Raw genomic sequence first — 19865 nt, forward strand, 5'->3', positions numbered from 1 at the left:
TGGAGGGGGCGGCGGTCATCGAGTCCGCGCCGTTACTGGTCAGAGGCCGGTGCTGGGGAGCACGTCACCGACGGGAAGTTCGATGCTCGGGGTGGGTACGGGCGCGACGGGTTCCGACGATGTCCCGGGCGCCGAAGGGGAGTTGGAGGGCGTCGCGGAGGCCGGCGCGGGGGACGGGGAGGCGCCGGAACGAGGCGTCGGCGTCGGCTTCGCCGTGGATTTCGGATGCGCAGACTTCGGGCGCTTCGAGGGCCGCGAGGTCGCCTCCACGGGGCCGGAGCCGGAGCCGTGGCCGTCCGGCACCACCCGATGCCCCTCCAGGAAGTACCCGTACCAGGCCCGCACCGTCCGCAGATACACCGCCGAGTGGTTGTAGCCGAGGATCGCCGCGTCCAGCCCGGCGGCCTCGGACAGATCACGCCCGCCCGCACACAGATACCGCCCCGCGGCGAGCGCCGCGTCGAACACGTTGCCCGGGACCGCCCGCCCGTCGCCGTTCCCGTCCGCACCCCACCGCGCCCACGTCGACGGGATGAACTGCATCGGCCCCACCGCCCGGTCGTACACCGCGTCCCCGTCGTACGCACCACCGTCGGTGTCCCGTACGACGGCGAAGGCGCCGCCGTCGAGCCTGGGACCGAGGATCGGCGTCACCGTCGTGCCGTCGGCGGTGACCCGGCCGCCGTCCGCCTGGCCCGACTCCACCCGGCCGATCGCGGCCAGCAGCTGCCAGCGCAGTCCGCAGCCGGGCGCGGTGCGCGCGAGTTCCGCCTCCGCGTGCCGGTAGGCGGCGAAGACGGTGGCGGGCACCGTGCCGCCGGCCGCCGATGCCGTGCCCGTTCCCGCGTCCGCACCCTTGTGCCTGCGCGTGAGCGGCGGGAGATCGGTGCGGTACGGAGTGTCACCGGACACGCTGGGACCGTGCTCGGCGGTCTCCCGGGCCGGCACGGAGGCCCGCGCCTCGGCCGCCCCCGGTGCCTGCGACGCGGTCAGCGCCGCCATCGCCGCCGCCGCGACCGCCGTACCCCTGACACGTCTGACCCTCTGCCCTGCCACGTCCTGTTCCCCTCCCTGTGAGCTGCTCTCGACTGCTCTACGGGGACGGGCGGCACGTCCGTCGCTGCGCCTACCCTGAAGGCGTGGCCCGGTCCAACGACGAGGTCGCCGCGCTGCTGCAGGAGTACGCGGACCTGATCTCGATCACCGGCGGAGACGCGGATGGGTGGACCTGCAACGCGACCTGTGGATCCTCGTGTTCGCCACCCACCCGGACCACGCGATCACCCTGTTTCACGACCAAGCCGAGAACTTGGCCGACCCGACGCTACGGCAGCTCTTCCTCGCCTACGACCACGCGCACGACCTCGACCCCGACGACCCCCGCATCGACGACCTCGCCCGACGGATCGCCGAGGCACATCGGGAACGCTACGGACCCGACGAAGCGCCCCAGCTGGATACAGCCTCCGAGATCCCGGCGCTCATCCAGGGCACGGTCAACGCCTCGTCCCCGGCATGGCATCGACTCGGCACACTCATTCGCGCACAACTGGACGCGTGACTGGGCGGCGTTGCGCCGGCCCACCCCGAGCCCATCCTCGCCGAGCAGCTGAGCCGCCCCGACGCCTCGGTGTGGAACGACTGAACCACGGCGAACGGTGGAGACCACGGTGTTCTCGCGATATCAGGAAAGTCCCGATTCCCGTAGGACCGCCTGTGCTGTCTCGTCGTCGATGCGCCGGCCCAGTCGGTCGAGGACGTCCGCTCCGTGGCGGAGCGTTCCGCGTTCCAGGGAGCGGCGGACGCCCGTGTCGAGTTCGTGCCAGAGCAGGGGGTTGTCGGCGAGGGTCCGGGGGTCGAGTTCCAGGCTGTGGCCGTGGACGTCCCGTAGGACCAGGTGGGAGGAGATGCCGTCGTACTGCCGTACGGCTGCCAGCGCGTCCGTGTGGACCATGTGCCGGCGCCAGGGGGTGCGCACCGTCAGCCAGCCGGGGCCCGCACTCACCCGCTGCGGCAGGAGGACGACGCATACGGCGGCCGACATGGTGACCCAGAGCAGGGCGCGGAGCGGCGTCAGACTTCCCGCGTCCCAGTCGACCAGAAGGCTCATGGTGCAGAACAGCAGGGCGCAGCTCATCGCCAGCCGGGCGCTGCCACGCCAGTGGCGGTCGCCGGCCGACCCCGCCGGTCCGCTCTTTCGCATGACGCTGACGCTAGGTGCGTGTACGCATCTGAGCGACCGGCGCTGACGGGCCCCTGACGGCGTACCGGCGAATCTTGACGGGATCCTTACGGCGACGGGTCGTTCAGCCGGTGTGGACGCGCGGGCGGCGGGCTCGGTCGGGTTCCGCCTCGCGCAGGACCTCGCGGGTGACCGGGGCGACCTCGCCCTGACCGAAGAGGAAGAAGCGCAGGAAGTTGGCGAAGGGGCCGCCCTCGGTCCACTCGAAGTACATGTGCGGGATGCAGCCCGTCGTGTCGCGGACGTGGAGGAGGAGGGCGGCGAGGGCGTTGGGGATGGAGGAGGACTCCAGGGTCAGTACCCGGTAGCGGTTGTGCAGGACCTCGCCGCGCACGGTGAGATCCGCCTCGAACTCGGAGGGGTCGGTGACCGTCACCTCGACGAAGACGAAGTCCTCCTGCTCGGGGAGATCGTTGTCGTTGCGGATCTGTTCGATCTTGTCCCGGTACTTGGCCTTGTCGCGCCGGTCGGGCTCGTTGGCGAGGAAACGGATCTTGCGGCTGGCAATGTCCCGGACGAATCGTTCCGCCATGTCGTCGAGCGTCACGCTGGTGACGCGCAGCTCGAAGGCGCGGGCCAGCCGGGAGAGCAGGGAGACCAGGATGATGCCGGCGATGAAGCAGGCGCCGATCTTCACGCCGTCGGGGCGCTCGACGACGTTTGCCCCGGTGACGTACAGGAGGACCGCCGAGACGGTGGCGAAGCCGATGGTCCAGCCCCGCTGGTGGGCGCGGCGGGCGGCGATGGTCACGGCGATCGCGGCCGAGGACATCAGCACCAGGACGCCGGTGGCGTAGGCGCCGCCCTGGGCGTCGACGTTGGCGTTGAAGAGCCAGGTGACCAGGAAGCCGATCAGGGTGAAGACGATCACCATCGGGCGCACGGCGCGGGCCCAGTGCGGGGCCATGCCGTAGCGGGGCAGGTAGCGCGGCATCAGGTTGAGCAGTCCGGCCATGGCGGAGGCGCCGGCGAACCACAGGATCGCGATGGTCGAGACGTCGTAGACCGTGCCGAAGGCGCCGCCCAGGTACTCGTGCGCCAGATAGGCCAGGGCGCGGCCGTTGGCCTTACCGCCGGGCTCGAACTCCTTCTCCGGGATCAGCCATGTGGTGATGAAGCTGGTCGCGATCAGGAAGACGCTCATGATGGTCGCGGCGGACGTGAGCAGTTTCTTGGTGTCGCGGATACGCCCCTTGGGGCTCTCCTCCGTGTCGCTGTTGTCGCCCTTCACATGGGGCATGACGGCGACGCCGGTCTCGAAGCCGGACAGGCCGAGTGCCAGCTTGGGGAAGACCAGCAGGGACACACCGATCATCGCGAACACGTTTCCGTGCTCGGCTGTCAAAGCGCTCGACCAGTCGGTAACCACATGGCCCGCGGCGCCGACGTGCCACAGGCCGACGATGACGACCACGACATTCAGCGCGAGGTAGACGCCCACGAGGACGACCGCGACGCCGATGGCCTCCAGGAAGCCCTTGAGGAACACCGCCCCGAGGAGGGCGACGAGGATGAGCGTGATCAGCATCTGCTTGTCGTGCAGGGTGCTGGTCAGGTGCGGGTTCTCGACCAGGTGGGTTGAGGCGTCGGCGGCCGACAGGGTGATGGTGATCAGGAAGTCGGTCGCCGCGAACCCGAGCAGGGTGAGGACGAACAGCTTGCCCTTCCAGAAGGACAGCAGCCGCTCCAGCATCGCGATGGAGCCCTCGCCGTGGGGGCTCTCCTCGGCCACCCGACGGTAGACCGGCAGGGCGCCGGCCAGCGTGACCACGACGAGCACGATGGTCGCGATCGGGGAGAGCAGTCCTGCCGCGAGGGCCGCGATGCCGGGCTGGTAGCCGAGAGTGGAGAAGTAGTCCACACCGGTCAGGCACATCACGCGCCACCAGCGCTGACCCTTGTGCGGGGGCTCCGGCTCGGCATGGGGCCCCGTGTGGCCGCCGGTCTTGCCCATGTCGGACAGGCCCTCCAGCATCCACGCACGCAGACGTGGCGGTGGGCGTTCGGCAGTGACCATCGGCGTGCTCCTGGTGCGCGGCTCAGTGTGGGGGACCGGCCATCACGCGGACGGCGGCACCAGCGTAAGCAGAGAGTGACGCCTGGTCCTACGGGAGAGTGCTCCAAGCGCGTTAGGACTCCGTTAAGGGCGGTCGGGTGCGGCGGCCGGGCGGAGCCATTCAAGACGGTTCCGTCCGGCCGCCGGATGGGCGTCAGGGCTCAGCGGGTGGCGGCGGTGGCTCGCCGGGCCGCGCGTATGCAGGTGTCGAGGATGTCGACCGCGCTGTCGACGTCGTCGTCGCTGTGGTCCGCCATGGCCTGCATGCGGAAGCGGGCCGCGTCGGAGGCGACGGCAGGTTGCTCGACGAGGTGGGCGATGAGGCCGGCGCGGGCGATGAGGCCGGAGGCCGTGCGGCCGGTGGGGGTGTCGCCGATGAGGACCGGGACGACTGGGCAGACCACGTCGCCCATGACCTCCAGGCCGCGGGCTGTCAGACCCTCGCGCAGCCGGGTGGCGACGGCTGCGACCGCCGCCCGGCGCCGGGAGCCCTCGGGTGAGGTCACGATGCCCAGGGACGCGAGGGCCACCGCGGTCTGTACGGGGGTGATGGCGCTGGAGAAGGTCTGTGGGCCGCCGAACATCCGCACGTACTCCCGCGCGGACGCCGAAGGAGTGGCCAGGAAGCCGCCGGTGGTGGCGAAGGTCTTGGAGAAGGCGCCGACCACGAAGTCGACCTCGCCGAGGATGCCGTGCACCTCCAGCTGGCCGCCGCCGAACTCGCCCATGGCACCGAAGTCATGGGCGACGTCGACCATCAGCTGTGCGCCGTATTCGCGGCAGATGCCGAGTAGTTCGGCCAGCTGCGGGGTGTCGGAGTCCATGGAGAACACGCCCTCGGTGACGACGAGGACGGCATTCGTGGTGTCGGTGGCACGGATGCCCGCGAGGTGGCGCCGTACGGCGTCGTTGTCGAGGTGGCGGAAGAACTCCACGGTCGCGCCGCTGGCGGCGGCGCCCTGGCGCAGGGAGTCGTGGGAGAGCTTGTCGAGCAGGATGTGGTCGCGGCGGTGCATCAGGGCCCGGATGGTGCCGAAGCCGGATGCCCAGCCGGTGGGGAAGAGGGCGACGTGGTTGGTGCGCAGGGCCTCGGCCAGCCCGGTCTCCAGCGCCTGGCTGATCGGGGTCGCGCCGCCCAGGGCCGGGGAGCCGGCGGTGAGCGGACCGTAGTCGCGCAGGGCCTGGTGGGCGGCGTCGAGGACGGTGGGGTGGCCGGTGAGCGAAAGGTAGTCCTGGCCGCCGAAGTTGGGTCCCTCGGTGATCACGCCGGCGTCGGAGACGACGGTGGCGCGGGTGGTCAGGGCGGTGTCGTAGCGGCGGAAGTACGGCCACAGGTCCGCCTGTTGGCGGTCGAGCTGCCAGGCGAGGTAGGCGTCGTTCCGGTTGGTGAGATCGGGTCCGGACACCGTGCGGAACCGCATGATGTCCTTCTCGCGGGCATCGGCCTGCCGGCCGTCGTCCGGCCCGGCCTGTGTGGGGGTGGCGGGCACTGTGGTCGTCATTTTCTGCGTCGTCTCCTGTGAAGAGGGAGGTGCGGGCCCTCGCCCGGGCGGATCTCGCCGGGTCGGTGGGCCTGCGGCGACGCTACGGCGCCGAGCCTGGTGACCGGGTCCGTGCTGACGACTTCTTGATCGACTGGCAGCGCTTTCTAACGCCGGGCTGACGCGGGGGAGCCTCGATACGTTCATCGACGGCTCCCGGAATCAGTACGGAAGGGGCGGACGACCGAGGGCATCGCTGCTCCTCGTCGCCCGCCCCTCGGCGGACAGCGTTCGGTCAGCGCCGGCCGGCCTTGCTTCCGTGGTTGGCCTTCTTCTTGCGACGCGCCTTCTTCTTGCGGGCACGCTTGGACACGGACGTCAACTCTCCTTCGGATACGGGTGTTTCAGGCGGCGCTGCGGCCCACCAGCAGGTCCGCCAGCTTGTTCAGGCGCTTGACGGTGCGGTCCTCGGTCGCGGCCGGGGCCGGTTCGATGCGCGCGTCGCGGTCGTAGTAGGCGCCGTTGACGATCTCCACGGCCGGGTCGCACAGGCGGACCACGTTCGCCGCGCCCTCGGCGGAAGACATGCCCTCGTGGGAGTACAGGGAGAGCAGCGCTGTGTCGCAGACGCCGGGGTGCACGGACACAGCCGTGACGCGCGGGTCGGCCGCGAACACCGTCAGGGCCAGCTGGGACTGGGCGTAGGCGGCGAGACGCGAGTAGCGGCGGGCGCGGTTGGGGTCGGACCACTGGATGGACCCTGTGCGGTGCAGGGCGGAGGACACGTTGACCACTCGGCCGCCCGGGTCGCTGGTGAGCGCCGGCTCCAGCAGGCACGTGAGCAGGTAGTGGGCGAGGAAGTTGACCTGGAAGGCGATCTCGTTGCCGTCGGCGGTGACCGTGTGCCGCTCAGGGGCGGCCATGGCGGCGTTGTTGACCAGCACGTCGAGGTGCAGGTGCTCGGTGGCCACCTTGCGGGCGAGGGTCTCGACTTCGTCGAGGCGGGCGAAGTCGGCTGCGTACGTGCAGAGTTGGTCCCCGGCGACACCTGCCGTGGCGACGAGCGCGTCGGATGCGGCGAGGGCGTCCTCGGCGGTGCGGCCGTGCAGCAGGACTGTGGCGCCGCGCTCGGCGAGCTGCCTGGCGGTTTCGTAGCCGATGCCGGAGGTGGCGCCGGTGACGAGCACGGTACGGGACGAGAGAGTGGAGTCGGACATGATCCAATCCGGAGTGATGGCACGCGAACGAGGCCCCGGCGAGGGGAAGTTGGCGTGCGGGTACGAAAACGGGGCGGGGCGCCGGACAGGAGTCACGGCGCCCCGGGGGATGCGGAACGCGTCAGTGGGACACGGACGCGGGCATTTCCGCACAGCGCGGCGCAGGACTGGACGGCCGAGCGGGACTCGGCGGCCGGTCGAAGAGGAGCCAGGCGCTGTTCACGTCGTCCATGGAAGCCGTCCCGCAGGACGCGGGCAAGCCCGACCGCCGTTCTCTGACGGGCCTCTGACGTGCGCATACGCGTCCTTGACGGCCGGGCCACGGCAGCGGTCGCGGCTCAGCCGAGGCCGGGCACCCCCGAGATCAGCAGGTCGATCAGCTTGATGCCGGCGAAGGGCAGCACCAGCCCGCCGAGGCCGTACAGGAGCAGGTTGCGGCGCAGCAGGTCGTGTGCCGACGAGGGTGTGTAGCGCACGCCGCGCAGCGCGAGCGGGATCAGTCCGACGATGATCAGGGCGTTGAAGATGATTGCCGAGGTGATCGCGGAGGTCGGGCTGTGCAGGCCCATGACGTTGAGCGCCTCCAGACCGGGGTAGGCGCCCGCGAACATCGCCGGGATGATCGCGAAGTACTTCGCCACGTCGTTCGTGATGGAGAAGGTGGTCAACGCGCCTCGGGTGATGAGGAGTTGCTTGCCGATCTCGACGATCTCGATGAGTTTGGTCGGGTTGGAGTCGAGGTCGACCATGTTGCCGGCCTCCTTGGCGGCCGACGTACCGGTGTTCATGGCGACGCCGACGTCTGCCTGCGCGAGCGCGGGCGCGTCGTTGGTGCCGTCGCCGGTCATCGCGACGAGTTTGCCGCCTTCCTGCTCGCGTTTGATGAGGGCGAGTTTGTCCTCGGGGGTGGCCTCGGCAAGGTAGTCGTCGACGCCTGCCTCCTGGGCGATGGCGCGGGCGGTGAGCGGGTTGTCGCCCGTGATCATGACGGTGCGGATGCCCATGCGGCGCAGTTCCGCGAAGCGTTCGCGGATGCCGTCCTTGACGACGTCCTTGAGGTGGATCAGGCCGAGCACACGGGGGCCGTTCCAGTCGTGCACGGCCACCAGCAGGGGCGTGCCGCCGGAGGCGGCCACCGAGTCGGTGAAGTGCCGTGCTTCGGGCGGGACTTGGCCGCCGTACATCTGCACCCAGTCGATCACCTGCCGGGCGGCGCCCTTGCGGATGGCGCACCTGGCTCCGTTGTTCCAGTGCAGGTCGACGCCGCTCATGCGGGTCTGCGCGCTGAAGGCGACCCAGCGTGCGTTCGCCAACTCCCCTTCGGCGGGGGCCCGTAGGCCGTACCGGTTCTTGGCCAGGACGACGACTGAGCGGCCCTCGGGTGTCTCGTCGGCCAGTGAGGAGAGCTGGGCGGCGTCCGCGAGTTGCTGCTCGTCGATGCCGGGCAGCGGGACGAAGGCGGCGGCCTCGCGGTTGCCGAGGGTGATGGTGCCGGTCTTGTCGAGCAGCAGGGTGTTCACGTCGCCCGCCGCCTCGACCGCCCGGCCGGACATGGCCAGTACGTTGCGCTGCACCAGCCGGTCCATGCCGGCGATGCCGATCGCGGAGAGCAGGGCGCCGATCGTGGTCGGGATGAGGGTGACGAGCAGGACGACCAGGACGGTTGTCGACTGCGCCGCGTTCGCGTACTCGGCCATCGGCTGGAGGGTCACCACGACCAGCAGGAAGATGATCGTGAGCGAGGCGAGCAGGATGTTCAGGGCGATCTCGTTCGGGGTCTTCTGCCGGTTGGCGCCCTCGACCAGGGCGATCATCCGGTCCAGGAAGCTGTGGCCGGGGCGGGCGCTGACGCGCACCACGATGCGGTCGGACAGGACCGTCGTACCGCCCGTGACTCCGCTGCGGTCGCCGCCCGCCTCGCGGATGACCGGCGCGGACTCCCCGGTGACGGCCGATTCGTCGACCGCGGCGACGCCGTCGACGACATCGCCGTCCGCGGGGATCATCTCGCCCGCCTCGACGAGTACGACGTCCAGGGGCTTCAGGTCGGTGGCGGCGACTGCCTCGGTGCGGGCGCTGCGCAGGTTGGTGCCCCAGCGCCATTCGAGCAGTCGCAGCGCCACCGTGTCCGTACGCGCCCTGCGCAGCGACTCGGCCTGCGCCTTGCCGCGGCCTTCGGCGACGGCCTCCGCGAGGTTGGCGAAGACGACGGTCAGCCACAGCCAGGCGCTGATCACCCAGGTGAAGACGGCTGGGTGGAGCAGCGCGGACAGGGTGGTCAGCGCGGCTCCCACGGACACCACGAAGAGGACGGGGTTCCTGACCAGGGTTCGTGGGTGCAGTTTGCGGAGGGCCTCGGGGAAGGAGCGGACAAGCTGGGCGGGTTCGAAGAGCCCGCTCCGGGCGCGGCGTCTCGTTCCTCCTCCTGGTCCGGGCCCCGAGGCGCGCTGGGGGCGGGACGGCGGGGCTTGCTCGGGCGCAGCGGGATGCATGAGACCTTCGTGGCTCGGCGGCGGCACGCGGCAGGGCATGCCGACGGACTGACGGGTGGACGGTCAAGAGATCGCGGGACCGTGCGGTGCCGGGGGTCCCGGCACCGCACGGAGGTGCGCGGACGTCGGCGCGGGAAGACGACGGGACGTCACGCGCCGGTGCCTGCCGTTCGGTGGCACGCACCAGGCCGCCGTGAGCCGCTTTCGGATTGGGGACTCCGGGAGCGGTTGAGGCCGTTGACGCCCACGGCCTCGTCGGCGGACCACAGGAATCTATCCGCGGCCAGCGGTCGAACAACCCTGCTCAGCAAGGAATTTGCGGCTTTCATACGGGTCCGGCGTGAGCGCCGTCAAGGTCCCGTCAAACAATGCCGGCCAGCCGTCAGGAGGGCGTCAACGCAAGCCGTCCATGGCTTGATCCGGTCGCAGACTGAGCGGCAACGGGGGCGGGGTGACCGTCCTCGGCGAGGCGGGGGAGGGACCGTGACCATCACGGCCGGTACATCGCACAGACCTCAGCCGGAGGCCGGTGCGCAGCCGTCGCAGCCTGCGGTCACCCCACCTGGGGGCAGCCCCGGACCGCGGCGACGAGGGGCGTCGCGGACGGGCGGTCCGGGGCAGCACCAGAGGCAGCAGGCCGTGGCCGCGTGGGCCGCTCTGCGCTGTCGCTACTGGGCATCCGTGCCCGCGCGGCTGCGTCTCCTGCGCGCGGCCACGGTCCTGCTCGCCGCCGCCCTGGCACTGCTGCTGACGCTCGCCGGACTCGCGGCCATGGGCACCTGGAACAGCGTGGCCGACCGCGACGCGCCCCGAACCACCAGCGCGGCCGACCTCAACCTCGCCCTGAACGACATGGACGCGCAGGCCGCCAACATCCTGCTGTCCAGTGGCGACGCGGGCAGAGGGCGCCTCCAGACGCCGTACAAGAAGGCCGTCGGTTTCTACGGTGACGCCCGGCGGGAGATCGGGCATGATCTGCGGACTCTCGCGGTCGCGGCTCAGGGCGACCGGGGCGACGAGAAGACCGTGGAGTCGCTCACCGACGGCTTCGCCGAGTACCAGGAGCTGATCGGCCGGGCCCTGGAGAACGACGGACACCGTGACGGCAAGGCGGCCGCGCTCGTCGACTACCGCAAGGCCACGGACCTTCTTCAGCAGCAACTCCTCCCGGCGGCACGGACATTGGTGTCCTCCAACGACAAGGCGTTCGACGCGGAGTACAGCTCGGCCCGATCCACTCTGTCCGCCCAGCTCATCGCCGTCGTCGCGCTCGGCGTGCTGCTGCTGGCCGTGCTCGGCGCCCTGCAGTGGTACCTCGTCCGAAGCTTCCGGCGCATCCTCAACCCAGGAGTGCTGGCCGCCACCGTCTGCACTCTGCTCGCCGTGATCCTCGGCGCACAGCTGTTCACCTCCACGGCCGACGACCTGCGGGGAGCCCGGCGCGACGCCTTCGACTCCGTCGTCGCCCTCACCCGCGCCCGGGCCATCGCCCACGACGCCAACGCCGACGAGAGCCGGTATCTCCTCGACCCCGGGCGCCGTGACCAGTACGCAGCCTCTTTCCTCGCCAAGTCGCAGGAGCTGTACGGCATCAAGGGCGCATCCCTCGCGACGTACGACGCGGAACTTGCCACCAGCTGGCAGGCGTACGAGTCCGACCCCCACGACCTGCGCTTCACCGGCGAGTTCCGGCGCGAGCTCGACAACATCACTTTCGCGGGGGAGCGGGCCGCGGCCGAGAAGACCGTGCAGACCTACGCCGTCTACCAGCGCGACGACCGGAAGATCCGCACGCTGCTGGCTGCGGGCAAGGAGGACCAGGCGGTCGAGTTCTGCATGGGCTGGGAGGCAGGGACGTCCAATGCGCACTTCGGGGCGTGGATGGCCGCGTTGGGCAAGGTGACCGACATCAACCGTGCCCACTTCACAGCCTCGGTCGACGCGGGCCGCTCGGCGGTCACCGGCCTGCTTCCCTGGACGGGCGGGCTGTTGCTTGCCGCGATGGCCCTTACGGCCGTCGGACTACGGCCAAGACTGGCCGAGTTCCGTTAGGCCAGACCGGCAGATCCTGCCCTGGACACGGGGAGGGCAGCGCCCCTTTAGGGGCGCGGGGAACTGCGCGACCAGCCACGACGTCGCCGCAGACGACCGATGACCCCCTCACGGCACCCCCAGCGGAACGGTCACGCGTCCGCGAGCCGGGCCTCCTCCAAGTCCAGTGAGCGCTGCAGCCGACGCCGGGTGGTGTCGCTGATGGCGTGGTCGTCGTAGAGGCGCTGGAGTTCGCCCGTCTCGACGGCGATCAGGTCGCGGCGCAACTGGCGGTAGACGAGGTCGGCGGACTCGGTCGCGGTTCCGTCGCTGTCCTGCTCCGCGAGGCGGTCTCGGGCGTCGTCGAGGCGGGCGGTCAGGCCACGGCGGAGCCGGTCGAGGACGACGTCCGGTACGACCTCCAACTCGGCGAGTTCCTCCAGGCGGGCCAGGCCGGCGTGTGCGAGTTGAGAGCGGGCCTCGGCCTCCTCGCGCGCGGTGTGGGCGGGCTCCAGGGCGATGCCGGAGCGGCGGACGACCGGGGCGAGCGTGAAGCCCTGCACGACGAGGGTCACGACCACCACCGAGGTGGTCAGGACGAGGACGAGCGGCCGGTCCGCGAGGGCGGTGCCGTTCCGCGCGACCTCGGGGATGGACAGGGCGGCCGCCAGCGGCATCACCCCTCGGGTGCCCGCCCAGGTCAGGACCACGGGGATCCGCCAGTTCATGCGGGTGATACCGCCCTTGCGCTGCACCACCGCCGACAGCGGGGCCAGCCACAGCATGCGCACGGCGACGAGCGTGACGGCGACGGCGACGGCGTACAGCGGCCAGGCCCGGTCGCCATCGGCCAGTGCCCGTACCTGGGCCGGCAGGGCCAGCCCGATGAGGCTGAAGACCACGCTCTCCAGCAGGAACACCACCGTGCCGTACACGGCGTGCAGTTGGAGCCGGATGCGTGCGTTGGTGAGGCGGTCGCCCCGGCCGCCCAGGACCACGCCGGCCACCACGCACGAGGTCACGCCGGAGGTGTGCGCCGCCTCCGCCAGCAGGTAGGCCGCGTACGGGGTGACCAGGGCGATCACCGTCTCCAGGACCGGGTCCTCGGTGCGGCGCCGGATCAGGGCGATCACGCCCGCGACCGCTGCGCCGATCACTGTGCCGCCACCGGCGAGCAGCAGGAACTCGCCGCCCGCCGCGCCCCAGTCGGCGGCCGCGGACGCCACGGCGATGCTCGCCGCCACCCGCACCAGCACCAGGGAGGTCGCGTCGTTGAAGAGGCTCTCGGCCTGTACGAGGACCTGGACCTTCGGCGGCAGGGCGAGGCGTCTGCCCAGTGCGGTGACGGCGACGGGGTCCGTGCTGGCCAGGATCGCGCCCAGCACGAACGCCATCTGCCAGGACAGCGGTGTCACCAGCGCCGCCACCGCGCCGACCGCCGCCGCCGACGCCAGGACCAGGCCGATGGCGAGGATCCCGACCGGTTTCCACACCGCGTGCAGCTCACGCCAGGGCATCTCCTCGGCGGAGGCGTACAGCAGTGGCGGGAGCACGACCAGGCCGATGATCTCGGGGCTGATCTCGATCTGAGGGGTGCCCGGGAGCAGCGCCACGCCGAGACCGGCTACCACGAGGAGGGAAGGGGCGGGAATGCGCCACCGCCGCGCGAAGGTGGCCACCACTGTGGCCAGGACCACGAGGGCGAGTACCGTCCCTACGCTGCGCATGCCGTCCCCCTGGGGCCTATGACGGGAGCCACCGCGACTCCCGGCCGACCAGACTTCCCGGCACACCGCCTTCACTCTATCGGGCCCCAGGTGCGTCAAGACAGTGTCAAGGTCCCTGTGACCAGTGCCAAGAAAGCGCTAACGGCAGCCCCGGCCGGTCCGCGGAAGGGCTTTCGTAGGGGAGGAACCCTTCTGCACAGGGGAGTTGGATCAGTGAGCGGAGCGCGTCGGCGGCGATGAGTGACGTACGGCCCGGACGACTGAAGGTCTACCTCGGGGCAGCCCCCGGTGTCGGCAAGACCTACCGCATGCTCGACGAGGGGCGGCGCCGCGCCGCCCGCGGGGCGGACGTGGTGGTGGGATTCGCCGAGTGCCACGGCCGACCCCGCACGGAGGCGATGCTCGACGGCCTGGAGGTCGTCGGCCGTGCCCGCTGCTCCTACCGCGGCGGACAATTCCAGGAGATGGACCTGGGCGCGGTCCTCGCGCGCCGCCCACAGGTCGCGATCGTCGACGAGTTCGCCCACAGCAACGTCCCCGGAGACGGCCGCAACCTCAAGCGATGGCAGGACATCGAGGCACTGCTCGACGCCGGCATCGACGTCATCACCGCGCTGAACATCCAGCACCTGGCCTCCCTCAATGACGTCGTCGAGAAGATCACCGGGGTGCCGCAGCACGAGACGGTCCCCGACGAGGTCGTACGACGCGCCCACCAGGTCGAGCTGGTGGACATGCCGCCCGAGGGACTGCGCCGCCGCATGGCCCACGGCAACGTCTACGCCCCGGAGAAGATCGATGCGGCGCTCGCCAACTACTTCCGGACCGGCAACCTGACCGCGCTGCGCCAGCTGGCGCTCCTGTGGGTGGCCGACCGGGTCGACGAGGCGCTCCAGGAGTACCGCTCCCAGCACGGCATCGGCGGGGTGTGGGAGACCCGTGAGCGAGTTGTCGTGGCACTGACGGGTGGCCCGGAGGGGGACACGCTGATCCGGCGTGCCGCCCGTATCGCCGCCCGGTCGGCCGGGGGCGATCTGCTCGCCGTGCACGTGGCCCGCAGCGACGGCCTCGCGGCCGGAGTCTCGCACGCCTCACTGGCCCGGCAGCGGCGGCTGGTGGAGGACCTCGGCGGCAGCTACCACTCGATCGTCGGCGACGACGTGGCCACCGCGCTGGTGGACTTCGCCCGCGCCGAGAACGCCACCCAGCTCGTCCTCGGCACCAGCCGCCGCGGCCGCCTGGAACGGTTCCTCACCGGGTCGGGCACGGGCGAGACGGTGACCGCCCTCTCCGGCGATATCGACGTCCACCGGGTCACGCACGAGCGGGCCGGCCGCGGGACCCTGCTGCCATCCCGGCGGCGCACCCTGTCGACAGCCCGGCTGATCGCAGGTCCGGTGGCCGGACTGGTGCTGCCGGTGATGCTCACTGCCGTCCTGGCGCAGGTGCGGGGGACGGTGAACCTGACCAGTGAGGCGCTGCTGTTCCTGCTCGCCGTGGTGGGGGTGGCCTGCATAGGCGGGGTCGCCTCGGCCGTGATCGCGTCGGTGACGGCGTCGCTGCTGCTCAACTACTGGTTCATCCCGCCCATCGGGCAGTTCACGTTGGACGATCCCAACGCGTTGCTGGCCCTGGGGGTGTTCGCGGTGGTGGCGGCCACTGTCGCAGCCGTCGTCGACCGCTCCCTGCGCCTTTGGCGGCGCTCGGCCCGGGCCACCGCCGAGGCCGAGACCATGTCGTCGCTGGCCGGAAGCATCGTGCGCGGCGGCGCGACCATTCCGGCGCTGCTGGAGCGCACGCGGGAGACCTTCGGTATGGAGTCGGTGGAGCTGGTGGAGCAGCCGCCCGATGCCGACGGCGCAACGGCCGTGCCGGCCGGTCCCGGCGCGTATCTCGTCCTGGGCGGCCGCACTCTGTCGTCGTCCGAGCGGCGGGTGCTGGCCGCGTTCGCCGCGCACGTGGGGTCCGCGGTGGAGCGGGCCAGGCTCGCCGAGGCCGCCGCCGAGGTGGAACCGGTGAAGGCCGCCGACCGGATGCGTACGGCCCTGCTGCGGGCCGTCGGCCATGACCTACGGACCCCGCTCGCCGCCGGCTGGGCCGCGGTCGCCTCGCTCCGCAGCCGGGACGTGGAGTTCTCCGCCGCGGACCGGGACGAACTCCTCGCCACCGCCGACGAGTCCATGGCCAAGCTCAACCGTCTGGTCGAGAACCTCCTCGACCTCAGCCGCCTGGAAGCGGGCGCGCTCACTCTGAATCTGCGCGCGACCACGCTTGAGGAGGTGCTCCCCATGGCGCTCGCGGACACTCCCGGCATCGAGGTGACGGACGCGGAGGAGATTCCGGCAGTGCAGGCCGATCCACCGCTGCTGGAGCGCGTGATCGCCAACCTGGCCGGAAACGCCGCTCGCCACACGGCTGTTGGACAGAAGGTGCTGGTGACCGCCAGTGCCCTGGCAGGCCGGGTGGAGCTGCGGGTCGTGGACCGGGGGCCCGGTCTGCCCGCCGACGGCCGCGACCGGCTCTTCGAGCCGTTCCAGCGGCTCGGCGACACCGACAACACCACCGGACTCGGCCTCGGCCTGGCCCTCGCCCGCGGCCTGACCGAGGCGATGAACGGGACCCTCACCCCCGAGGACACCCCCGGCGGCGGCCTGACCATGGTCGTGTCGCTGCCCTTCGCCGAACAGACGGAATCCACGGAGTACCCGCACCCGCGTGGTGCGCAGAGCGTAGGAGGTGCCTGATGAGCACCGAGACCGGCACATGGCGGCTGTTGCACCGCACGGAGGGACCGCGCGTCACGTCGGCGGGTACCTGGCCACTGCGGGACCGGCTCGCCCTGACGGCGGGCCTGGCAGTCCCGTTCCTGGTGGCCCTCGCGCTCGTTCCGTTCCGCTCGGATCTGTCCCACACCAACGCCGCCCTCATCCTCGTCGTGGTAGTCGTCGCGGTCGCCGCGCTGGGCAGCCGTACGGCGGGTGCGCTCGCGGCGCTCTCCGCGGCGGCCTGGTTCGACTTCTTCCTCACCCGGCCCTACGAGACGTTCGACATCACCGCGTCCGCGGACGTCGAAACGGCGGTGCTCCTGTTGCTCGTCGGCGTCATCGTGTCCCAACTGGCCGCCCGAGCCCGCCGTTTGGAGGTCATCGCGGTGACCGACGGGGATCACCTGTCCCGGATCCACCGCACGGCCGCCCTCGCCCAGTCCGCCAACTCTGCGGACACCGTGGTCGATCACGTCCGCCGGGAGCTGACCGACCTGCTCGGACTGCGCGCGTGCCGCTTCGAGTACGGCACCCTCATGGGGCAACCGCCCAGGCTGCAGAAGGACGGCAGCGTGACGGTCGGTCGGCGCCCCTGGGACGTGGACGCCGTCGGCTGGCCCGAGGGAGACATCGAGCTCCGGGCATACGGCAACGGTCACTACCTCGGCCGCTTCATGCTCACCCCCGGTAGCGGCCCCGTACCGCCGCTCCAAAGTCGCCTCGTCGCGGTGACCCTGGCCGATCAGACGGGCGCGGCCCTGGACACTGCGGGGCCGGTGAAGGAGGGGTGACCGCGGGCGTCTGTACGGGCGCCTGTCACTCCAGGCCGGAGACCTTGAAAACGGCGCGGGCGGTCTCGCGGTCGACGCGCTGCGAGATGTGGCGCAGGGCGGTGGCACCGCACAGCAGGGTGCCGCCCGCCGCGGACTTCCGTGCGTCCTCGTCCAGGCGGTACCACAGCTGAGGATTGGTCACGAGGACGTCCGGGTCGATCTCGATGCGTCTGCCGAACGCGTCCCGCAGCAGGAGCCGTTGGGAGATGCCGTCCAGGTGGCGGACGGACACCAACAGGTCCGTACGGACCCGGTGCTCCCGCAGCATCCGACGCGAGGACAGCCAACCCTCGCCGGCGGACACTCGGGCGGGATACAACGCGACGAACAGCAGCCCTGCCAGGGCCAGCCACAAGGCGGCACGCCAGGGGGCGAGCCGGCCGGAGCCCCAGTCGACCAGGAGAAGCACGACGAGCAGTACTCCCGCGCAGCGGACGGAACTCCACAACTCCTGCGCCCACTGGAGGTCGTTCGTTGCCTCACCGGGTTTGTCTCCGTGTGCGTCGACCGGTTCGTGTCGCGCGTCGTCGCGGCGTCCCATACCAGTGACGGTAGAGATCCGGAGAACCCGATCGGCGCACTTTGATGCGCCTCTGACGGATATCCAGCGGTTCTTGACGCTATGACTTGCGGTACACGGTGGTCCCGTGCGACGGGACGGCAGTTGCCTGGATCACATGGCCGTCAAGGGCCCGTCAAGTTCGGGCTCTTCGGCGCGAAGATGCCGCAAGGAGTAGTCGGAAGCGACGGGAATCGGACAGAACCTGGAGTGCACTGCGCACTCTTCAGCCCTTGTGCGCGGCCCTGGAAGAAGGAGCGCGCACCCATGTCCGTCCTGACGACCGAGCCGGACGCCGTCCCCGCCGGTGAGGAGCCGCCGGATACCGGCGAACGTCATCGCCTGACCGCCGTCACCGGCCTTGCCGCGCTGTCGCTGGACGCGATGGCGTCGGTGGCGTACGGGCCCGAGGCGATCGTGCTGGTGCTGGCCGCCGCGGGCGGGCACGGCCTCGGCTTCACGCTCCCGGTGACCCTGGCCATCGCGGGCCTGCTGGCGGTGCTGGTCGCCTCGTACCGGCAGGTGATCGCGGCCTTCCCGGACGGCGGTGGCTCGTACGCCGTCGCGAAGACGCACCTGGGAGCCCGCACGAGCCTGGTCGCGGCAGCCTCTCTGGTCCTGGACTACGTCCTCAACGTGGCCGTCGCCGTCACCGCAGGTGTGGCCGCCCTGACCTCGGCCTTCCCGGCCCTCTACGACGACCGGCTGTGGCTGTGCCTGGCAGTGCTCGCCCTGATCACGGGCATCAACCTGCGCGGCATCGTGGAGTCGGCAAGGGCGTTCATCGTGCCGACGGTCGTCTTCGTCGGCTCGATCTTCGTGCTCATCCTGGTGGGCCTGTTCCGGTCCGAGCCGGTGAGCACCGCCACCGCGGCGGGACACGCGTCGGCGCTCGCGGACAACGCCTCCACCGTGGGCGCACTGCTATTGCTGAAAGCTTTCGCCTCCGGCTGCGCCGCACTGACCGGGGTGGAGGCCATTGCCAACGCCGTCCCCTCCTTCCGCCGCCCGCGCGTGAAGCGGGCCCAGCGCGCGGAGGTCGCCCTCGGTGCGGTGCTCGGCGTGATGCTGATCGGCCTGTCGGTGCTGATCTCCCGCTTCCACCTCCAGCCGGTCGAGGGCGTCACCGTCCTCGCCCAGCTCGCAGACGCCTCGCTCGGCCACAACTGGGCCTTCTACGTCATCCAGTTCGCGACGATGATCCTGCTGGCGCTGTCCGCGAACACGTCCTTCGGCGGGCTGCCGGTGCTGCTGAAGCTGCTGGCCCGTGACAACTACGCACCTCACGTGTTCGCCCTGAAGGCTGACCGCCAGGTGCACCGGCACGGCGTCCTCGCTCTCGCCGTGGTCTCCGCGGCATTGCTGGTGTTCTCCGGCGGTGACACCAACACCCTGGTGCCGCTGTTCGCGATCGGCGTCTTCGTCGGCTTCACCATTGCCCAGGTGGGCATGGTCCGGCACTGGCGGTTCGAACGCTCGCCCGGGTGGCGCGGCAAGGCGCTGCTCAACGGGTTCGGTGCCGTCCTCACCGGCGTCGCGACGGTCGTCGTCACGGCGTCGAAGTTCGAGGAGGGCGCCTGGCTGATCGTGATCGCGCTGCCTCTGCTGGTCGCGGTCTTCGAGACCGTGCACCGCGCCTACGCCCGGATCGGCGAGCGGCTGGGCCTGGGCCGTATCCCCGAGCACCCGCACCGCGACCGCTCGGTCGTGATCGTGCCGGTGTCGTCCATCTCCCGCCTCACCTCGGAGGCCCTCACCGCGGCTGCCTCCCTCGGCGACGAAGTCCGTGCGGTCACCGTCTGCTACCCCGACCCCGAGGACCGGGTCTCACTGCACGCTCTGGAGCGCGCCTGGGCCGAGTGGGACCCCGGGGTGCCGCTGGTCCGGCTGACCTGCGAGCGCCGCTCCCTGGGCCGTCCCATCGCCGCCTACGTCCGCGAGGTGTCGGTGTCGGAGCCGGCCACCCGGGTCACCGTTCTCATTCCGGAGACGGAGCCGGAGCGGCTGTGGCAGCGGCTGCTGCAGAACCAGCGGGGCGCCGTCGTCGCGCACGCGGTACGGCGGGAAACCGACGCAGTGATCTGCAGGCTGCGCTTCCGGTTGTTCTGACGCCGCCTGCGCCCGACGGCGGCACCTTGCCACAGGTCGGCGCAGGTGCCGTAAGAGTTACGTCAAAGGTGTACGGCACGCCGTAAGGGACCCGTCAACGACGCTCGATTCCGGCCAGAGACGGGGTTTCCTCTATTCGTCCGATCCGCTTGCGGATTCCAGAACCTCCTCTAGGAGCTCGCGATGGCCGATCTGGCCTTCGTCGTCGCCACGATCGCGGTCTTCGCGCTGGTGGCCCTCGTCGCCAAGGGGGTGACGAAGCTGTGACCGCTGAGAACATCGTCGGCCTCGTCGTGGCCGTCGCCCTGCTGGGCTATCTCGTCCTCGCCCTGATCTTCCCGGAGAGGTTCTGA

At 70.9% G+C, this 19865-nt stretch carries 14 protein-coding genes; 6 read left to right on the forward strand and 8 right to left on the reverse strand.

Annotation, left to right across the window (positions count from 1 at the left end):
- Positions 1-39: 39 nt before the first annotated feature.
- Positions 40-1056, reverse strand: a complete 1017-nt coding sequence (locus OG870_RS36140; RefSeq protein WP_327691876.1) for a lytic transglycosylase domain-containing protein — start codon at positions 1054-1056, stop codon at positions 40-42.
- Between the two features lie 166 nt (positions 1057-1222).
- Between OG870_RS36140 and OG870_RS36145 the strand changes: the two genes are divergently transcribed.
- Positions 1223-1561 carry a MerR family transcriptional regulator gene (locus OG870_RS36145; RefSeq protein WP_327691877.1) on the forward strand — a complete coding sequence of 113 codons (339 nt, stop codon included), beginning with the start codon at positions 1223-1225 and terminating at the stop codon, positions 1559-1561.
- A gap of 123 nt (positions 1562-1684) precedes the next feature.
- Here OG870_RS36145 and OG870_RS36150 read toward each other — a convergent pair whose 3' ends face one another.
- The 5 genes from OG870_RS36150 to kdpB all read right to left on the reverse strand — a co-directional run bounded on the left by OG870_RS36150 (position 1685) and on the right by kdpB (position 9488).
- Positions 1685-2203 carry a hypothetical protein gene (locus tag OG870_RS36150; RefSeq protein ID WP_327691878.1) on the reverse strand — a complete coding sequence of 173 codons (519 nt, stop codon included), beginning with the start codon at positions 2201-2203 and terminating at the stop codon, positions 1685-1687.
- 103 nt (positions 2204-2306) lie between these two features.
- Positions 2307-4259 (reverse strand): APC family permease, encoded by a 1953-nt coding sequence (locus OG870_RS36155; protein WP_327691879.1) that lies wholly within the window; start codon positions 4257-4259, stop codon positions 2307-2309.
- Positions 4260-4459: 200 nt separating this feature from the next.
- Positions 4460-5800 carry an aminotransferase class I/II-fold pyridoxal phosphate-dependent enzyme gene (locus OG870_RS36160; protein ID WP_327691880.1) on the reverse strand — a complete coding sequence of 447 codons (1341 nt, stop codon included), beginning with the start codon at positions 5798-5800 and terminating at the stop codon, positions 4460-4462.
- Positions 5801-6183: 383 nt separating this feature from the next.
- On the reverse strand, positions 6184-6996 hold the full coding sequence (locus OG870_RS36165) for an SDR family NAD(P)-dependent oxidoreductase (RefSeq protein ID WP_327691881.1): 813 nt from the start codon (positions 6994-6996) through the stop codon (positions 6184-6186).
- 338 nt (positions 6997-7334) lie between these two features.
- Entirely contained in the window at positions 7335-9488 is a 2154-nt protein-coding gene (gene kdpB / locus OG870_RS36170; protein ID WP_327691882.1) for a potassium-transporting ATPase subunit KdpB, read from the reverse strand.
- 639 nt (positions 9489-10127) lie between these two features.
- On the opposite strand from kdpB, the gene OG870_RS36175 reads away from it, so the two are divergent.
- Positions 10128-11540 (forward strand): hypothetical protein, encoded by a 1413-nt coding sequence (locus OG870_RS36175; RefSeq protein WP_327691883.1) that lies wholly within the window; start codon positions 10128-10130, stop codon positions 11538-11540.
- A gap of 131 nt (positions 11541-11671) precedes the next feature.
- Here OG870_RS36175 and OG870_RS36180 read toward each other — a convergent pair whose 3' ends face one another.
- Complete coding sequence (locus OG870_RS36180; protein ID WP_327691884.1) at positions 11672-13246, reverse strand: Na+/H+ antiporter; 1575 nt, start codon at positions 13244-13246, stop codon at positions 11672-11674.
- A 236-nt stretch (positions 13247-13482) separates the two neighbouring features.
- Between OG870_RS36180 and OG870_RS36185 the strand changes: the two genes are divergently transcribed.
- Both OG870_RS36185 and OG870_RS36190 read left to right on the forward strand, forming a co-directional pair.
- Positions 13483-15990, forward strand: coding sequence for a sensor histidine kinase (locus OG870_RS36185; protein WP_327691885.1), 2508 nt, complete (start codon positions 13483-13485; stop codon positions 15988-15990).
- Positions 15990-16802: a DUF4118 domain-containing protein gene (locus OG870_RS36190; protein ID WP_327691886.1), complete on the forward strand. Its 813-nt coding sequence runs from the start codon at positions 15990-15992 to the stop codon at positions 16800-16802. Before OG870_RS36185 ends, OG870_RS36190 begins: the two co-directional genes overlap by 1 nt.
- Before the next feature lie 25 nt (positions 16803-16827).
- On the opposite strand, the gene OG870_RS36195 is transcribed toward OG870_RS36190, so the two are convergent.
- Positions 16828-17385, reverse strand: coding sequence for a hypothetical protein (locus OG870_RS36195; protein ID WP_327691887.1), 558 nt, complete (start codon positions 17383-17385; stop codon positions 16828-16830).
- Between the two features lie 285 nt (positions 17386-17670).
- Here OG870_RS36195 and OG870_RS36200 point away from each other — a divergent pair, with 285 nt between their 5' ends.
- Both OG870_RS36200 and kdpF read left to right on the forward strand, forming a co-directional pair.
- Positions 17671-19512 carry an APC family permease gene (locus tag OG870_RS36200; RefSeq protein ID WP_327691888.1) on the forward strand — a complete coding sequence of 614 codons (1842 nt, stop codon included), beginning with the start codon at positions 17671-17673 and terminating at the stop codon, positions 19510-19512.
- A 263-nt stretch (positions 19513-19775) separates the two neighbouring features.
- The gene (kdpF, locus tag OG870_RS36205; protein ID WP_016434100.1) at positions 19776-19865 is read left to right on the forward strand and encodes a K(+)-transporting ATPase subunit F; all 90 of its coding nucleotides are present in this window, start codon (positions 19776-19778) and stop codon (positions 19863-19865) included.

This window comes from Streptomyces sp. NBC_00461 (assembly GCF_036013935.1).
Taxonomy (GTDB): domain Bacteria; phylum Actinomycetota; class Actinomycetes; order Streptomycetales; family Streptomycetaceae; genus Streptomyces.